Source organism: Spirochaeta thermophila DSM 6192, assembly GCF_000147075.1.
Taxonomy (GTDB): domain Bacteria; phylum Spirochaetota; class Spirochaetia; order Winmispirales; family Winmispiraceae; genus Winmispira; species Winmispira thermophila_A.
Genome location: NC_014484.1, coordinates 787,059 through 803,772, shown reverse-complemented (window position 1 = coordinate 803,772; position 16,714 = coordinate 787,059). Strand labels below are relative to the sequence as shown.

The 16,714-nt window shown below is 64.0% G+C and carries 12 protein-coding genes; 8 read left to right on the top strand and 4 right to left on the bottom strand.

The window, feature by feature from the left end; translation table 11 throughout:
• Positions 1-104: 104 nt before the first annotated feature.
• Positions 105-905 (bottom strand): class I SAM-dependent methyltransferase, encoded by an 801-nt coding sequence (locus STHERM_RS03530; protein ID WP_013313515.1) that lies wholly within the window; start codon positions 903-905, stop codon positions 105-107.
• Positions 906-1,033: 128 nt separating this feature from the next.
• Here STHERM_RS03530 and STHERM_RS03525 point away from each other — a divergent pair, with 128 nt between their 5' ends.
• On the top strand, positions 1,034-3,568 hold the full coding sequence (locus STHERM_RS03525) for a penicillin-binding protein 1A (protein ID WP_013313514.1): 2,535 nt from the start codon (positions 1,034-1,036) through the stop codon (positions 3,566-3,568).
• Positions 3,569-3,614: 46 nt separating this feature from the next.
• On the top strand, positions 3,615-4,019 hold the full coding sequence (locus tag STHERM_RS03520; protein ID WP_013313513.1) for a ParB N-terminal domain-containing protein: 405 nt from the start codon (positions 3,615-3,617) through the stop codon (positions 4,017-4,019).
• 1 nt (position 4,020) lies between these two features.
• Here STHERM_RS03520 and pyrB read toward each other — a convergent pair whose 3' ends face one another.
• The 3 genes from pyrB to STHERM_RS03505 form a co-directional block, all read right to left on the bottom strand.
• The gene (gene pyrB / locus STHERM_RS03515; protein ID WP_013313512.1) at positions 4,021-5,595 is read right to left on the bottom strand and encodes an aspartate carbamoyltransferase; all 1,575 of its coding nucleotides are present in this window, start codon (positions 5,593-5,595) and stop codon (positions 4,021-4,023) included.
• Between the two features lie 75 nt (positions 5,596-5,670).
• Positions 5,671-7,236: a P83/100 family protein gene (locus tag STHERM_RS03510; RefSeq protein ID WP_013313511.1), complete on the bottom strand. Its 1,566-nt coding sequence runs from the start codon at positions 7,234-7,236 to the stop codon at positions 5,671-5,673.
• Positions 7,233-8,471, bottom strand: coding sequence for a PQQ-binding-like beta-propeller repeat protein (locus STHERM_RS03505; protein ID WP_158304543.1), 1,239 nt, complete (start codon positions 8,469-8,471; stop codon positions 7,233-7,235). Before STHERM_RS03505 ends, STHERM_RS03510 begins: the two co-directional genes overlap by 4 nt.
• Before the next feature lie 228 nt (positions 8,472-8,699).
• On the opposite strand from STHERM_RS03505, the gene STHERM_RS03500 reads away from it, so the two are divergent.
• The 6 genes from STHERM_RS03500 to STHERM_RS03475 all read left to right on the top strand — a co-directional run bounded on the left by STHERM_RS03500 (position 8,700) and on the right by STHERM_RS03475 (position 16,700).
• The gene (locus STHERM_RS03500; protein ID WP_257719905.1) at positions 8,700-10,022 is read left to right on the top strand and encodes a glycoside hydrolase family 5 protein; all 1,323 of its coding nucleotides are present in this window, start codon (positions 8,700-8,702) and stop codon (positions 10,020-10,022) included.
• A 51-nt stretch (positions 10,023-10,073) separates the two neighbouring features.
• Positions 10,074-12,110: a sensor histidine kinase gene (locus tag STHERM_RS12635; RefSeq protein ID WP_013313508.1), complete on the top strand. Its 2,037-nt coding sequence runs from the start codon at positions 10,074-10,076 to the stop codon at positions 12,108-12,110.
• Complete coding sequence (locus STHERM_RS03490) at positions 12,085-13,437, top strand: sigma-54-dependent transcriptional regulator (RefSeq protein WP_013313507.1); 1,353 nt, start codon at positions 12,085-12,087, stop codon at positions 13,435-13,437. The genes STHERM_RS12635 and STHERM_RS03490 overlap by 26 nt, the downstream gene beginning before the upstream one ends.
• Positions 13,438-13,638: 201 nt before the next feature.
• Positions 13,639-14,895 carry an ABC transporter substrate-binding protein gene (locus STHERM_RS03485; RefSeq protein WP_041623212.1) on the top strand — a complete coding sequence of 419 codons (1,257 nt, stop codon included), beginning with the start codon at positions 13,639-13,641 and terminating at the stop codon, positions 14,893-14,895.
• A gap of 69 nt (positions 14,896-14,964) precedes the next feature.
• Positions 14,965-15,861, top strand: coding sequence for a carbohydrate ABC transporter permease (locus STHERM_RS03480; protein ID WP_013313505.1), 897 nt, complete (start codon positions 14,965-14,967; stop codon positions 15,859-15,861).
• Entirely contained in the window at positions 15,858-16,700 is an 843-nt protein-coding gene (locus tag STHERM_RS03475) for a carbohydrate ABC transporter permease (protein ID WP_013313504.1), read from the top strand. The genes STHERM_RS03480 and STHERM_RS03475 overlap by 4 nt, the downstream gene beginning before the upstream one ends.
• Positions 16,701-16,714 lie beyond the last annotated feature (14 nt).

The following is a 16,714-nucleotide window of genomic DNA, read 5'->3' as shown; positions in this document are numbered from 1 at the left end:
ATCAGGGTGTCGGTAATCGCTATAGTTCCCCTCCCAGACGCTATACATTACCGACCCGCGGCCGGCCCTTCGGGGGTCGGCCCTTTTTCTTCATCTCTACGATTCTACGATCGTGAGGCCGTCCCCTCCGCAACCCCATACCAGACCTTCCGCGAGCGGTGGACCACATCCACCCCGAGACGACGGATGAGAGCGCCCGGCGGCCGATCCTTCACCACCACACACCGCCGAGCCACACGCCGCGCCCTCTCGATGTCCTCCCTGTCGGGCAGCCCCTCCCTCGCGAGGATCCTCACGAGGTCGATCCCGCGTGAGGCGTCGTAGGTGGACTCGAACATGGGGTCGAAGAGAACCACGTCCCACGAGCCCGAATCCTCCTGAGCGAGGTAGTCCCTGTAGTCGGCGGTGAGCACCTCCACCCGCCGCATGGCCTCGCAGAGCCTCGCATCGGGGTGGACGTACGAAGCGAGACCGCCCCGCACCAGGGAGGCGAGGACGGGCGAGGCCTCGAGGGCGCGCACCTCGCCCCCCTCCCCCACCACGAAGGATGCCACCACGGCATCGGCTGCCATCCCGCACGTGCAGTCGAGCACCCGGTCTCCGGCCCCGAGCCCCGCCACCGCCACGAGCCTGTCCTCCACCCCCTTCCGGAGGCGATCGACCCTCAGGACGGCCATGTTGGGGTGGAAGACGTACCGTCTCCCTGCGTGGAACAGGGAGAGGCCATCCTTGCCCACCACCAGCACCGCGGAGGCTCCGGATGCGGCCGCCAGATCCTCCAGGCTGCGATCTCCGCGAGGCACGAGGACGAGGTCCAGTTCTCTCGCGAGCGAGCACGCCCACTCGATCTCCCGCTCCGAGGCTCCGAGAGAGACAGTCACCACCGGGGGATCCGCGAACCGCATCCCTCACATGGATACCAGAGAGGGGCCTTCTCGGCAAGGCCGGTGCCCCCTCGGGCAGAGGGGACCGCACGCATCGCCTACCCGGTCCTCCTTGACAAACCCCCCTCCTCCTCCTACTGTCTCTACGTATGGGTGTGCAGCGCTCCACTCTGTTCCTCAACGTACTCATAGGCGTGCTCCTCCTCTGGTCGATCGGCACGGGCATAGGGGTGGGTCTCGCCCTCGCCGGAACCCTCAACATCGAGCACTTCTACGACGTGGGAAGGAGCAAGGTGGCGCTGCCGAGCAAGGTCCTCGACGTGAAGGACCGGCTCATCACCGAGTTCTTTTCACACGAGAAGCGGGAGATCGTCTCCATAGAGGAACTCCCTCCCCACCTCATCTACGCCCTCATCACCCGTGAAGACCAGGAGTTCTTTCGGCACAACGGGTTCAGCGTGAGGAACTTCTTCCGTGCCCTCTGGAACATCGTCACGGGTCAGTACTTCTCCGGCGGGAGCACCATCACCCAGCAGGTGGCGGGCTACCTCTACACCGATCGACGGGAGATCACCATCACCAGGAAGCTCAAGGAGTTGTGGTGGGCCTTCCAACTCGAACGGAACCTTACAAAGAAGGAAATCCTGGAACTCTACCTGAACACCATGTACTTCGGCGCCGGGACCTACGGCGTGGAGGCTGCATCCCAGTTCTACTTCGGTCACTCGGCACGGGAACTCTCACTCGCCGAATCGGTGATGCTGGTGATCCAGCTCGCGAGCCCCGCCAGATACTCCCCCATCAACCATCCCGAGCGGGCAAAGAAGATGCAGTGGACCGTACTCCAGGAGATGGTACGGCTGGGGTATGCCACCGAGGAGGAAGCCAAGGCATCGTTCGACGAGTTCTGGCGCAACTTCGACTACACCCGGCCCCAGAACACCTCGGCCTTCTTCGAACGCGAGGACAGGGCCCCGTACTTCTCGGAGTACGTGCGACAGCAGCTCGAGGAGCGGCTCCTTGGGACCTTCAACATCTACACCGATGGTTTCGTGATCCACACCACCCTCAACCTCGACTTCCAGGAAAAGGCCGACAGGTACATGCAGGAAGGATTCGCCCGGGTGAACGCGGTCTACCGGTCGAACAGGTCCCGGGCCAGGTCCAAGGCCGAGCAGGAGTTCATCCCGGTGCTCGACATGCTCTCCCTGGCCTTCGACCTCCCTGAGATCGCCGCGGGCGAGAGGCGGCGCATGCAGGACGCGAAGCAGTACGCCATGGACAACCTCTTCCCCGTGCTGGAGATGAGCACCAATCTCTTCGACATACAGGAACTCGCCACCCCCATCGAGCGTGAAAACCGGAAGCGCCAGCAGGAGCGGGGTCGCACGAGGGTCGAAGGGGCTCTCATCACCCTCGAGAACGATACGGGTTACATCCTCGCCATGGTCGGAGGAAGCTCGTTCGAACAGATCAACCAGTTCAACCGCGCGGTCCAGGCCAAGGTGCAGCCCGGTTCCTCGTTCAAGCCACTCTACTACTCGGCGGCGATCGACTCCAGGAAGTTCACGCCCGCCACCCTCATCTACGACGCACCCGTGGTCTTCTGGAACGACGACGGCACACCGTACACCCCCCTCAACTACCGGGGCGAGTGGAAGGGCTACGTGACCGTGAGGGAGGCACTCTCCCACTCGATGAACGTCCCCTCCCTCAAGGTGCTCGACGCCATCGGGTTCGACGCGGCGATCGAACGAGCGGCCCTCCTTCTGGGGATCTCCGACCCGACCGAGATCGCCCGGACCTTCCCCCGGAAGTATCCCCTGGGCCTGGGCGTGATCACCGTCTCCCCCATACAGATGGCACGGGCCTACGCGGTGTTCGCAAGCGGCGGCAAGGAGGTGACCCCCCTCGCCATCCGCTACGTGGAGGACCGCAACGGGAGGATCGTGCTCGAACCGGAAAAGGAGCTCCGCGAGGAGCAGAAGCGCAAGGGGGACGCCATCTATCTCATCAGCCCCCAGACCGCCTACATCATGACGAGCCTGCTCCAGAGCACGGTGGAGGAGGGAACCCTCCGCTACGCCCGTCAGCTCGTGGGAGGGTTTCCCATGCCCATGGCCGGCAAGACGGGTACCACCCAGAACTGGTCCGACGTATGGACCGTGGGCTTCTCCCCCTACTTCACCACGGCCGTCTGGTTCGGCTTCGACCAGCCCGGCAACTCCCTCGGCGTCAACCAGACGGGCGCGGTCACCGCAGGTCCGGTGTGGGCCCGCTACATGAAGGCCATCCACGAGGATCTCCCGCCTAAAGACTTCCCCAAACCCTCACGGGGGATCGTGGAAGTGGAGGTGACCGAGCACGGGCTGCTGCCCCCACCCGGCTACACCGGCGAAGTCCGCACGGAGGTCTTCCTCACTGGCACGGAACCCAAGGAATTCGACAGCATCGTGGAGTTCGAGCAGGAGCGGGATCAGATCTTGGAATCGAAACTCTTCGACTCCCTCCTGGTGCAGGACACACCGGACGAGCTGCCCCTCTCCATCGGGATAGAACTCGATCCGGAGATCAGGAACCTCATGGAGAGTCTGGATGCCGAACCGTCCGCCACCCCCGGCGGAGGGATCGCGCCGACGCCGCAGGAGGAGCTGGACCTCTCCTCCAATCCCTTGCTCGACTAAGCCTTTCCACAATGGAGATTTTTTGATAGTTTGTACCTAGAAGCGTATGCAAGTGGATATCGGACGGATAAGGATCCCCAAGCGGATACGAAAGGATGTGGGTGACCTCTCTCCGCTCAAAGAGAGCATGAAGAAGCACGGTCTCCTCCACCCCATCATCATCTCCCGGGACTTCGATCTCATCGCAGGCTATCGGAGGCTGAGGGCCGCACAGGAACTCGGGTGGAAGACCATCGAGGTACGGATCGTGCCGATCGACGACGAGATGGGGATGCGGGAGCTGGAAATGGAGGAGAACACCACCCGGAAACAGCTCTCCCTCCAGGAGGAGACCGACGGCTATCTCCTCCTCAACGCACTCGAGCACCCCTCCCTCTGGATGCGGATCCGACTCTGGTTCAGGAGACTCTGGCGGACCGTCCGCAGGTGGTGGGAGAAGAGGAGGGGATGACTCAGCTCCTCCATATGGTCTCGTAGGTGTGCGGTCGTTCACAGTACTTACACACGAAGAGCCCCTCGTCGGAACGGTGGAACTCCGGGATGACGTGTTCGTGCTGATCGGGGTGTGAGATGCAGTCCTCGTTGGTGCAGGAGATCTCCTCGAAGTTGTAGATACGTGGAGGCATCCCTATACGGAACTTCCGTTCCACCCGTCCCTCCTTGATGATGTTGAGGGTGCATCCGGGGGCAATGGCGCCGAGCATCTTGATGTGAGGTCTGTCGAAGGAGAGGACGTCGGGGAGGGAGATGATGCCCTTGTACTCTCCCGTGCGATGGGACGTGTAGACGCCATGCGAGCTGATGCAATCGAGCCTGAGGATCCGACGGATCTTATCGATCTGGTTCCAGATGGACGCAGGATCCTTGCCCATCCCGATGTGGTCGATGACGATCCCGTTCTCCACTGGTTTTATCCCCACCTTGTAGTCCGGTTTCCGTCGGGGTCGGACCTCGACTTCCTGCACGAAGTCTTCGTTGAAGGTGGGGAGGAGGCGAGGTGCACCCTCGAAGTCGTCTCCTATCTTCCCGGCGACCATGGAGAGGAGTACGGCCCGGGTGAAGTAGCCGTTGATCGACTGTCTGTCCCAGCCGTTGAGGGGGGTTGCATCGAGGAAGTGGGGGATGGTGGGGGTCTCCCTGTGCCGCGGAAGGGGATGGTAGAATCGCGTCCCCTCCGGCAAGAGGTCCATGAACTCCTTCCTGAAGGTGACGGCCTTCCTCAGCATGGGGGCCTTTTCGAGGATGTGCTCGCCCATCCGCTCGAGCTGGAGCCTAGTGAAGTACCAGATGGGGGCGATGTTCCGCTGGGAGAGGTAGGCCTCGATCGAAGGGAAGCTCCGTACGGTGAAGCCAGCGAGCTCCATCTTGCGCACGTAGTGTTCGGGCATGGCGAGGTCATCGGGAGCGATGAGATCGACCTCCACCTGCCGGAAGACCTTGAGGCCGTCTACCTTGGAGTGGACGGTACGACCGTGGAAGAGGTCTCCCACCAGGGCGATGTGGATCCCGCTCCTGTCCCACCCCAGGTGTTCGAGGAAGGAGAACTCGTCGAGGAATTCCTGGGTGGGGTGCTCGTGTTTGCCGTCGCCTCCGTTGATAAAGGCCACGAGGTCCCTGCCGACGTCGCGGGCGTAGGCGCCCACGGCTTGCTCGAGCCACCTGCAGAGGCCCTCCTGACGGGAACGCGTGACCACGATGGTGCGTTTACTGTAGCCCACGAGCATCTTCACGGTGTCGGTGATGCTCTCCTTCTTGTTGAAGGAGGAACTCAGGACGTTGAAGTCGTTGACCTTCACCCCATGGAAGAGGGCGGCGTTCCGGAACGATTCCTTGGTCCTCGTGCTGTCCTCCAGAAAGAAGAGGTACACCGCCATGGAAGGGTCTTCGATACGGAACTTGGAGATGTCCCCGCCTTTTTCGAAGCCTTCTTTGAACTCCCGGGCCTTGGTGTAGAGGTAGTACTGCTCGTCCACCGAGAGATCCCGCACCGTGGCGATGGTCCTTCCCCTGAAGGGATGCTCGCTCATAGGTCCTCCTCATGAGTGGGTGTGGTCCGGCACCGAGTATGCAGCATCTGCAGGGTGAGGGTCAACGTCGATCCCTCACTCCGCGCTCAGGCTCGAGAGTGAGACCTCTATGATCCTCCCGTCGGGTCGCTGGAGAAAGAGACTTGTGGGTGTGAAGGTGAAGCTCGTGTAGGGTGCCACTTCCTCCCTGGTGTAGGCAAGCCGGACGAGGTTCTGGTCGAACCGGCCTACGTGCCACCTCCCGTCTTTCTGGAACACGGCATAGACGTTGCCCTCGTGTACTTCGATGAGGCTCTGGATGCTCACCGGGTCGGCGCATTCCCTCAGAATGTCGAGGGTGCGGGCGTCGACGAGGGTGAGGGTGCCGGTGGTTCCGTCCCGGGGCACGATCACGAGGTAGCCTCCGGAGAAGGGGACGGGGGTCCTCCCCACGATGGTGAGGCCCGCCCCTGCGACCGGCTCGTAGGTGGTGGTGTCAAGGAGGAGGAACCTGCTCTTCATGAGGCCCTCGGGATCGGTCACCTCCACCACGGGGACGCGCTCGGGTGCGGCTCCGGCCTGCTGGGCCATGACCTTCTCCTGGTCGCGGGCGATGTCCTCGCGCTCACGTTTCACGGCCTCTTCCTTCTTCTCGATTTCGGCCTCTTTCCGGGCGATCTCGGTCTTCTCCTCCTCTATCCGGGCCTCTTTCTCGGCGGTCTCCTCCTCCATCCGGGCGATCTCGGCTTCCTTCTCCTCCACGGCCCGTTTCTCCTCGAGGGCCTGGCGTTCCTCTTCGCTCCCGGGGGGCGCCTGGGCCAGGGTCTCCTCCACCCGTGCCTTCTCCTGCTCGAGGGTCTGTTTCTGGGCTTCGAGGGCGGCCTTCTCCTCCGCGAGGCGTGTCTCCTCTTCGGTCACCTCCTGCTTCCGGGCTTCGAGGGCGGCCTTCTCTTCCTCTATCTGTTTCTCCTTGATCTCGACCATCTCCTTGCGTTCCGGGATGGCCTTGTCCTCCCTGATCTTGAGTTCCTGGATCACCTCGGGGCCGGTGAGGGTCCCGGTCTCTATGGCGGTGATGTCCGCACGGGCCGCCCCTTCGGTGAGGGGGATGATGATCTGGCTTCCCCCGGGCCAGTCGCGGTAGTGTCGCGAGAGGCCGACGGTGTCGGCCCTGAGGTGCCGGACCACCACGGGTTTGTACATCTCCTGGAAGTAGGTGACGTTGCCCCTGAGCACGGCGTTGTAGATGGTGATGAAGAAGGCGAGGGTGGCGGCGTCCTCCGGGCTATAGCCGTAGGCTTCCTGGAGGTATCCCGAGATGATGCGCCTGAGGTTGAGGATGTGGTCCACCCGGGCCGAGGGGAGGATCTCCATGATGTCGGCGTCGAGTCCTACCGCGGTGGCCGGATCGACGGCGTGGATGATGCGGTACTTGCCCGCGTAATCGGCGGTGAAGGGCGTGGTGTAGTCCCTCCCAGAGGCGAGGGCGATGCCGATCCCTCTGATCTGTTCGATGGTCTCGATCTTCTCGTGCGGGCCTTCGTAGTTGACGAAGGTGATCTCCGCATCCCGGTAGGCTTCGAGTTCGTCGCGGGCGACTTCGAGGGGTGCGAGGGGCATGGCGAGAAGGAGCCCTAGGAAGAGGGCGGTGATGCGTCTCATGGGGCCTCCTTTTCCTGGTGGGTGAGTATGTCAAGCGCGGCCCTGCGGACGGCCGCGGGATACGGTCCTGTGGCGAGCTGGTGCGCGAGTCTCATGGCCTTCTCCACACCTTCCCTCCCCCTATTATACTCCACAATGCGTGAGAGTGCACCTACAAATTCGTCGAGTACGGCGGTGAGGGTGGTGCGGGGGAGTCTGTGGAGCAGGGTCTCGAGCCGGTCGGTGAGGGTGCCGTCCGGATCGAGGGGGAAGGCGGCCACCGCGGCGAGCAGGGCTTCGACGGGTTCGGGGAGGGTCTCGTACGCGAGTCCCGAGAGGATCCGGGGGAGGGCGGCGGGGTCTCCGGTGCGGGCCAGGAGGAGGTAGGCGCGGGCGCGTACCGGGCTGTGGGTGCGGGTGGTGCGGGGGTCTCCCATGCCCCTCAGGGCGAGCTCCTGGAGGAGGGGGATGAGATAGTCGAGGGTCTCGAGGGCCTGGTCTCCTTCGAGGAGACGTTCGATGAGGGAGAGGGCCCTGAGGTTGTCCTCGACGTCCGAGGAGGTGGCGAGTCTGCGGAGGGTCCGGTAGCGGGGATCGTCCTCCCACCAGGGGGGGATGGCGGGGCCTCGGGTGAGGGAGGCGGTGCCGGCGGCGGGGCCGCGTTCATGGGCCCAGAGGGGCGAGGGGCGAAGGGGTGTCGGGAGGGCGTAGAGGAGCCAGTCGCTGGTGGTGAGGAGGATGCGTCCCTGTTCGGTGAGGAGGAGATGGAGGGGGGTGCCTCGATAGGGGATGGGGGGGGCGGGTGTGAGGTCGGTGAGGGTGTGGTCGGGCGCGAGGGCGAGGATGCGACCGTCACGCGTGGCGAGGAGGAGGGTGCCGTCGGCGGCGAGGGCGGTGAGAGAGGGCGCGAGGGGGGTGCGGAGGGTACGGCGGTCGAGGGGGGTGCCGTCTGCATCGAATCGATGGATGGTGCCATCCTGGGTGATCACGGCGATGTGGCCGGGTGCGGTCCGAAGGGCGGGGGCGGCGCCGGAGGTGAGGGGGCGGGTCCAAAGCAGGGTCCCGGTGGGGTCGAACTGGGTGAGGGACCGCGCGGTGAGGAGGAGAGGGCCCGTCCGGGGGGTGGGGACGAGGGCGAGGGGGGAGGCCTCGAGGGGGATGCGGAAGAGGGTGCGGCCGCCGGGGGTGAGGGCGAGGAGGGTGTCGGGGAGGGCGAGGTAGAGGGGGCCGCCCGCGGTGGCAACGGGGGGAAGCACGGGGTCGGCCGGGAGGGTGAGGCGCCAGAGGGTGCGGCCGGTGGGGGTGATGCGGGCAAGGGTGCGGGGCGTGGTGAGGGCGTAGAGGGTGCCGGAGGGGAGGATGGCGGGGGGGTGCGGGGGGTGGAGGGCGAGGGTCCAGAGGGGGTGCCCGCAGGGGTGAGGGCGAGGAGGGTGTGGGGGCGGAGGAGGAGGTAGAGGGGGCCGTGGGGGGGTGAGGCGAGGAGGGTGCGGGGGCGGTCGGGAAGGGTGGTGGTGCGGAGGGGGGTGCCGGAGAGGGAGAGGAGGGTGAGGGTGCGGTCGTCGGTGGCGAGGAGGACGGCGGAGGGGGAGAGGGGCACGGGGGGGGCGGCCGCGTTCCCGGTGGCGATGTACCACCAGGGAGCGGGTTCCTCGGCGGCGAGGCCGAGGAGGATGAGGAAGAGGGGGATCCTGCGCAGGACCGACATGTGTTTCATGGTACCTTTCCGGGTGGCCCGGGGCAAGGGGTATTGCCTTTTTCATGGAAACCGGTATCATAGTGGCACAAAACCACGAGGAGGACGCATGCCCTACTACGGCTTCAACCTGCAGTGGATCTTCACGCGCGATCCCGAACATCCTTCCCCAGAGCCTGCGGATGAACGAGCCCTCGACCTCATCGGGGACTGGGGATTCAACTTCATCCGGATCCCCATGGACTACAGGTTCTGGACGGAGGGATTCGACTACTTCCATCCGGACGAGCGGGTCCTCGAGCGGATCGACGCCTATATCGAGGCATGCAGGAACCGTGGGTTGCATGTCTCCCTCAACCTTCACCGGGCACCGGGATACTGCATCAACCGTAACGACCTCGAACGCCACAATCTCTGGACAGACCGCGAGGCACAGGATGCATTCGTCTTCCTCTGGGAGGGCTTCGCCCGGAGGTACCGGGACATCCCGGGAGAGGAGCTGAGCTTCGACCTCCTCAACGAGCCGCCGGAGGAGGGACAGTACGGGTTCACCAGGGAGGTGCACGAGGCCCTCATGAGGCGGACCGTGGAGGCCGTACGGGCCATCGATCCGGATCGGACCATCGTGATCGACGGGGTGGGCGGCGGCCACCAGGCCATGCCCGAACTCGCCGATCTCGGGGTGATCCACAGCGGGCGGGGGTACCAACCCATGGCCCTGACCCACTACCGTGCCCGGTGGTGGCCCGATCACGAGAAGGTGAAGGAGCGCCCGAACTACCCCGGACTCGTCTGGGAAGGAGCGGCCTGGGACAGGGAGACGCTCCGCGTCTTCTACCGCCCCTGGCTCGAGGTGGCCGCCCGAGGGGTGACCGTCCACATCGGGGAGTTCGGATGCTACAACCAGGTGGAGAACCCTACGGCCCTCCGGTGGTTCGAGGACGTGATCTCCCTCTACCGCGAGTGGGGATGGGGTTACGCCCTCTGGAACTTCAAGGGGCCCTTCGGCGTGGTGGAGCACGGGAGACCCGGTACGCGGTACGTGGAGATGGGGGGGTACATGGTGGACGTCGACCTCCTTTCGATCCTCAGGGAGGGTATGCTGAGGTCGTAGTGCACGTCTTCGTTGACCGCGGAGAGGAGAGGGGGTATAGTAAGCCGGTAGGTGAAACTCCGGACAAAGCTCATACTCGTCTTCTCGAGTCTCCTCGTCCTGCACACGGCGCTCAATACCGCGTTTGTGCTCCTCTTCTACAGTGAGCGGCTGAGGCGCACCGAGGAGGAGATCCTCACCGGCACGTGGGAGACGGTGAAGGGCTCGCTCGAGGCGCTCAAGAGGGACATGCTCAACGCCCTCGCCCTCCTCAACTCCCACCTGGAAACTCCCTCCCCCACCCTTCCCCGTCTCGGCTCGCTCATCTGCGCCACCACGCCCGCCGACCGGGTGGTACTTCTCGACCAGGGCGGCCGCATCCTCGTGGACCACTACAGCTACCGTATCCGGGAACCCTTCGCCCTCCCCTCCCTCTCCCTCTCCTCCTTCCGGTTCCCCCGCGCCCTCTACCTCCTCGCCCCCGTGTACGGCCGCCCCTCCCTCCTCCTCGTCGCCGGCTCGCCCTACCACACCCCCGCAGGATCGGGCCACGTCCTCCTCTTCACCCTGGTCGACGAGGACCGCCTCCTCGCGTGGAACCCCTCGCGGGATACCCGCGTGGCCCTCTCCACCCCTGAACACATCCTCGCCTCCCAGACTCCCCGCTTCACCCCTCCCCTCGACGCCGCCTTCCGTGAGATTCGCATAGGCAACCATCCCTTCCTCGCCTACACCCGTCTCCTCTCCGGCGAAGTCCCCGAAGGACTCTACCTCATCACCCTCCGCTCCGCCCTTCCCGGCAAGATCGACCTGCGCACCATCGGCCTGACCATCCTCGCCCTCTTCCTCCTCACCCTCCTCATCTCCGCCGCCCTCGCCGCCGGGAGCACCACCCACTTCCTCTCCCCCCTCCAGCGCCTCCTCGCCTGGCTCCCCCACGCCCAGGAGCACCCCCTCCCCCCTCTCTCCTCCCGCGACGAGATCGGTCTCATCGCCCATCAGGCCTCACACATCGTGAAGACCCTCCTCGAGGAAGAGCGGATCATCCGCGAACAGTACCGTGAGATCGCCCGTCTCACCTCGTACAACCGCCAGATCGTCTCATCGCTCCGCGCCGGTATCGTGGTGGTCCGCCCCGACGGCACGATCGAGTTCTGCAACACTTACTTCGCCGAGATGCTGGGCACCTCCCCTCCCCACATCCTCGGCCGTCTCGCCACCTCCCTCATCTCCGCCTCCTTCCACCTCCCCACCCCGGTCGAGGACCTCGACCTCTCCCGGCCCACCACCCTCGAACGCGTACGCCTCGCCTCCTCGGAACGCGTCTTCACCCTCAAGATACAACCCTTCGAATCCGCCGACAGGAAAAAAGGAGAACCCAAGGCCCTCCTCGTCTTCGAAGAAGTCACCGAACTGGAGGCCCTCTGGAGGACCCTCCTCATAAGCGAGCGCATCTCCGCCCTCGGCGCCCTCTCGGCAGGCCTCGCCCACGAGATCAACAACCCCCTTGGCGCCATAAGCTCCCATCTCGCCTACCTCCTCTCGGTGGAAGAGAATCCGGAGCGCCGCGAATCCCTCCTCTGGATCGAAAAAGAGATCACCAGGATAGGAAACCTCGTGAAGACCATCCTCTCCCACGCACGGGGACGCACCGAGGGCCCCTGCGACGTCGACCAGACCCTCAGGGACACCATCGGCCTCCTCACCCCCCAGGCGAGACAGAAGAGGATAGCGCTCTCCTACACCAGCACAGGCCCGCTTCCCTCCGCCCTCATCTCGGAGGCGGAGCTCAAGCAGGTGGCCCTCAACATCCTCAAGAACGCCATGGAATCCATAGGAGAAGGCGGCTCCATCCAGGTGGAGGCACGTGCCGTGGACGATGCCCTGGTCATCGCCTTCCACGACACGGGACCCGGGTTTCCCGAACCCTCGGAGTCCCACCTCTTCGCCCCCCTCTTCACCACCAAGGCGGAAGGGACCGGATTGGGCATGACCATCACCCATCACATCATACAACGAGCCGGCGGGAGGATCGCGGTACGGAACCGGACCCCCTCCGGCGCCACCGTGGAGGTACGACTACGTGCAGCCGGTAGTACTCATCGTTGACGACGAAGAAGGCCTTCTTCTCGGTCTCAAGAAGTTCCTGGAAGTGCAGGGCTACCGCGTCCTTCTCGCCCGCACCGCCAGCGAGGCCCGCGAGATCCTCATGCGCCACGAGGTGGACATCGCCCTCCTCGACCTCAGGCTGGGGAAGGACGACGGGATGAGCCTCCTCGCGGAGATGGTGGCACACCACCCGCACGTGGCGGTCCTGGTGATCACCGGGTACGGCGACATCCCTACCGCCGTGGAGTGCATGCGGATGGGCGCCCGCAACTTCCTCACCAAGCCGGTGGACCACACCCTCCTCCTCTCCCTCCTGGAACGGGAGTGGGAGGACATGCGGCGCCGCGCAGAACAGCAGGCCATCCTCGAGGCCCGGTGGTCGAAGGAGGAACGCGAGCCCTTCAGGAGCCGGCACCCCCTCATGCACCAGGTGGAAGTCACCATCCAGAAGGTGAAAGACCTCGACGTCCCCGTGCTCATCACAGGAGAAACCGGCACCGGCAAGGAGGTCACGGCCAGGAGGATCCACTACGAGAGCGTGCGGAAGGACAGGCCTTTCATAGAGATCAACTGCGCCGCCATCCCCGAGACCCTCCTCGAGAGTGAACTCTTCGGACACGAACGGGGGGCCTTCACCGGGGCGGTGGAACGCACCCGCGGCAAGTTCGAGCAGGCGGGCCGAGGCACCCTCTTCCTGGACGAGATCGGGGAGATGAGCCTCGCGATGCAGGCCAAACTCCTCCACGTCCTGGAAGAGCGGACCTTCCACCGGATCGGGGGGAGCAGACCCCTCACCGCCGAGTGCCGGATCATCGCAGCCACCAATGCCCCCATAGAGAGACGGGTCGAGGAAGGGCTCTTCAGGAGCGATCTCTTCTACCGGCTCAAGGTCATCCACATACACCTTCCCCCGCTCAGGGAACGCAAGGAGGACATCCTCCCCCTCGCCTACCTCTTCCTCAAGGAGGCGAGGCTCCGGTACCACCGCAAGGTGGAAGGCTTCACCCCGGAGGTGGAGCGGGCCCTCGTCTCCTACACCTGGCCCGGCAACATCCGGCAGCTCAAGAATGTCATCACCAACGCCGTGCTCCTCGCAGAGGGACCCCTCATCGACCGCATCGATCTCCCCAGGGCTCCCGGTTCCCGCCCCTCGTTGAAGGAGGGCGAGACCCTTCCCGAGGCAGTACGCCGCCACACCCGTGAGCTCGAGCGCGCCCTCATCGAGGATGCCCTGAGGCGGACCGGTTACCACATAAGCGAGACGGCCCGTCTCCTGGGCATTTCCCGCAAGACCCTCTACCACAGGATACGGGAATACGGCCTGTGAATGTATCCCTGAGGAAACACTCCTGTTTCCATGAGGGAACAATCGGCCCCATGAAGATAAAGGAACGGAATCGAACGGAGTCATCCCAATACAACACATTACATCGAAACGAGTTGTATGGACCGTCTTCTTCATGTGATGAACACGTTTGGCATCCTTATTGCTATATCGTACATATACACCCTTTACGAGGAGGTGCACATGAGACGCATACTCACAGGACTTCTCCTCTGCGTCGTGCTCGCAGCAACGGTGTGGGCGGGTGCGCAGAAGGAGGAAGAGAACAAGGTGGAGATCTTCAGCTGGTGGACCGCAGGGGGTGAGGCCGAAGGTCTCGAAGCCCTCATCGAGGTCTTCAATCAGAAGTATCCCGAGATCGAGGTGATCAACGCCACGGTGGCAGGGGGCGCGGGATCCAATGCCAAGGCCGTCCTCGCCACCCGGATGCAGGGAGGCAACCCGCCCGACAGCTTCCAGGTGCACGCGGGTCACGAGCTCATCGACACCTGGGTGGTGGCCGGTGCCATGGAGCCCATCACCTTCATCTTCGAGGAGAACGGGTTCCTCGACAAGTACCCCAAAGGGGTGATCGACATCATCTCCTATCAGGGAGAGATCTACAGCGTGCCCGTGAACATCCACCGCTCGAACGTGCTGTGGTACAACAAGAAGGTCTTCGATCAGAACGGACTCACCCCGCCCAGGACCTTCGACGAGTTCTTCTCCGTGGCGGAGACCCTCGCCGACAAGGGCATCACCCCCCTCGCACTCGGCGACAACGGGATCTGGGCCTCCACCCATCTGCTCGAGTCCGTGCTCGCGGGGAGCCTGGGTCCTGAACGGTACCGCGGCCTCTGGAACGGCACGACGCGATGGGACGGCGCCGAGACCAAGAGGGCCCTCACCACCTTCGTTCGCATGCTCGAGTACGTGAACAGCGATCACGCAGCCCTGAGCTGGGACGCCGCAGCCCAGTACGTGGCCGACGGCAAGGCGGCCATGACCATCATGGGCGACTGGGCGCACGGCTACTTCAAGTCCAAGGGGCTCAAGGTGGGGGTCGACTACGGCTGGTCGCCCTCTCCCAGCACGAGCGGTATGTTCATCATGCTCTCCGACTCCTTCGGACTGCCCAAGGGAGCCCCGCACCGGGATGCGGCCATAAAGTGGCTCACCGTGTGCGCCTCCAGAGAGGGACAGGATGCCTTCAATCCGAAGAAAGGCTCCATACCCAGCCGGATCGATGGAGACCGTTCGCTCTATGACGAGTATCTCCAGGCTGCCATGGACGACTTCGCCTCGAACGAGATCATCCCGTCCGTGGCCCACGGCGCCGCCGCCTCCGAGGCCTGGGTGACCGAACTCAACGACGTGGTCTCGGTGCTGGTGGCCGACAGGGACGTGGACAAGGCCGCGGCCCAGCTCCAGAAGATCGCCGACAAGTACGCGAAGAAGTAAGCCGGTCGAAGGGTCCGTTCCCATCCGGGGACGGACCCTCTTTCTCTACATACCAGGAAGGAGCGCGATATGCTGTATCAGCGAAGGGAACTGCTGAAGGCCGCTGCGGTCGTGCTTCCCTCGATCATCGCCGTGGGCATCTTCGTCTACGGATTCATCATCTGGTCGTTCAGGGTCTCGGTCTCCGCATGGGATGGGATCCTCCCCAACTTCACCTACGTGGGGTTCAAGAACTACATTGAAACCTTCCAGACCCAGCGGTTCCAGACCGATCTCTGGAACACCCTCTTCTTCACCATCTTCTTTCTCGGCCTCACCGTCACCACTGGACTCGCCCTCGCCCTGCTTTTGGAGCGGTCGGTGAAGGGGGAGGATGTCTTCAGGACGATCTACCTCTTCCCCATGGCGATAAGCTTCGTGGTCACGGGTGTCGCGTGGAGGTGGATCTTCAACCCCACGGTGGGCCTCAACGCCCTGTTGCAGAAGCTGGGTATCCCCGTGACCTGGGGGTGGTACACCGATCCGTCGACCGTGGGGCCTTTCCACGTGGCGCTCATCCCCCTCATCATCGCCGCCTCGTGGCAGTTCTCCGGCTACACCATGGCCATGTACCTCGCCGCCCTCAGGGGGATCCCCGAGGATGTCATCGAGGCGAGCATGATCGACGGGGCCACCTACTTCCAGAGGCTCACGCTCGTGATCCTTCCCCTCCTCAAGCCCATCACCCTCTCCGCACTCATCGTGCTGGGGCACATCTCTCTCAAGATCTTCGACCTGGTCTACGTGATGACCGGCAAGGGGCCGGCATTCGCCACGGATTTCCCGGGCATCTTCATGTTCGAGACCACCTTCAGGGGCAACCACTACGCCCAGGGTGCGGTCATCTCCATGGTGATGCTCTTTCTCGTGGCGGTGGTGATCGTCCCCTACCTGGTGTCGGTCTTCAGGGAAGGGAGGCGCGCATGAGGGCGGAGTACGCGCTCCGGCAGAAGGCGGCGGCGAGGATCGCCCTCTACCTGGTGCTCGTGGTGGGAGCCGTCTTCTTCCTCGTACCGGTGTACGTCCTCCTCGCCACGAGCCTCAAGTCCTTCACGGAGGTGAACATCCAGAACATGTGGTCGCTCCCCCGTACCGTGTCGCTCGAGGGGTTCGCCAAGGCCCTCGAGAAACTGGGGCCGAATTTCGTGAACAGCGTGCTCCTCACGGTGCCGGCGACCATCCTGAGCGCCTTCCTGGGGTCGATCAACGGGTACATCTTCGCCAAGTGGCGGTTCCCGGGGGCGAACCTGCTCTTCGCCTTCGTGCTCTTCGGGATGTTCATCCCCTATCAGAGCATCCTTATCCCCCTGGTGCAGTTCCTCAGCAGGATACGGCTCTACGGCACCCTGCCGGGACTCATCCTCACCCATGTGGTCTATGGGATCCCCATCACCACCCTCATCTTCCGCAACTACTACACCGAGATACCGGGGTCGCTCATAGAGGCGGCTCAGATCGACGGCCTGGGGCTCTTCAGGATCTACCGGCACATCCTCCTCCCGCTCTCGGCCCCGGCCTTCGTCGTGGTGGTGATCTGGCAGATGACGAGTATCTGGAACGAGTTCCTCTTCGCGGTGACCATCACCCAGAACCCTCGGGTGCAGCCCATCACCGTGGCCCTCCAGAACCTGGCGGGCAGCCAGATCGTCGAGTGGAATGTCCAGATGGCGGGCGCGCTCCTCGCCGCCCTCCCGCCGCTCCTCGTGTACCTGCTCCTGGGAAAGTACTTCATAAGGGGCCTCCTCGCAGGATCGGTGAAGCAGTGAGACGAGACGCAGCC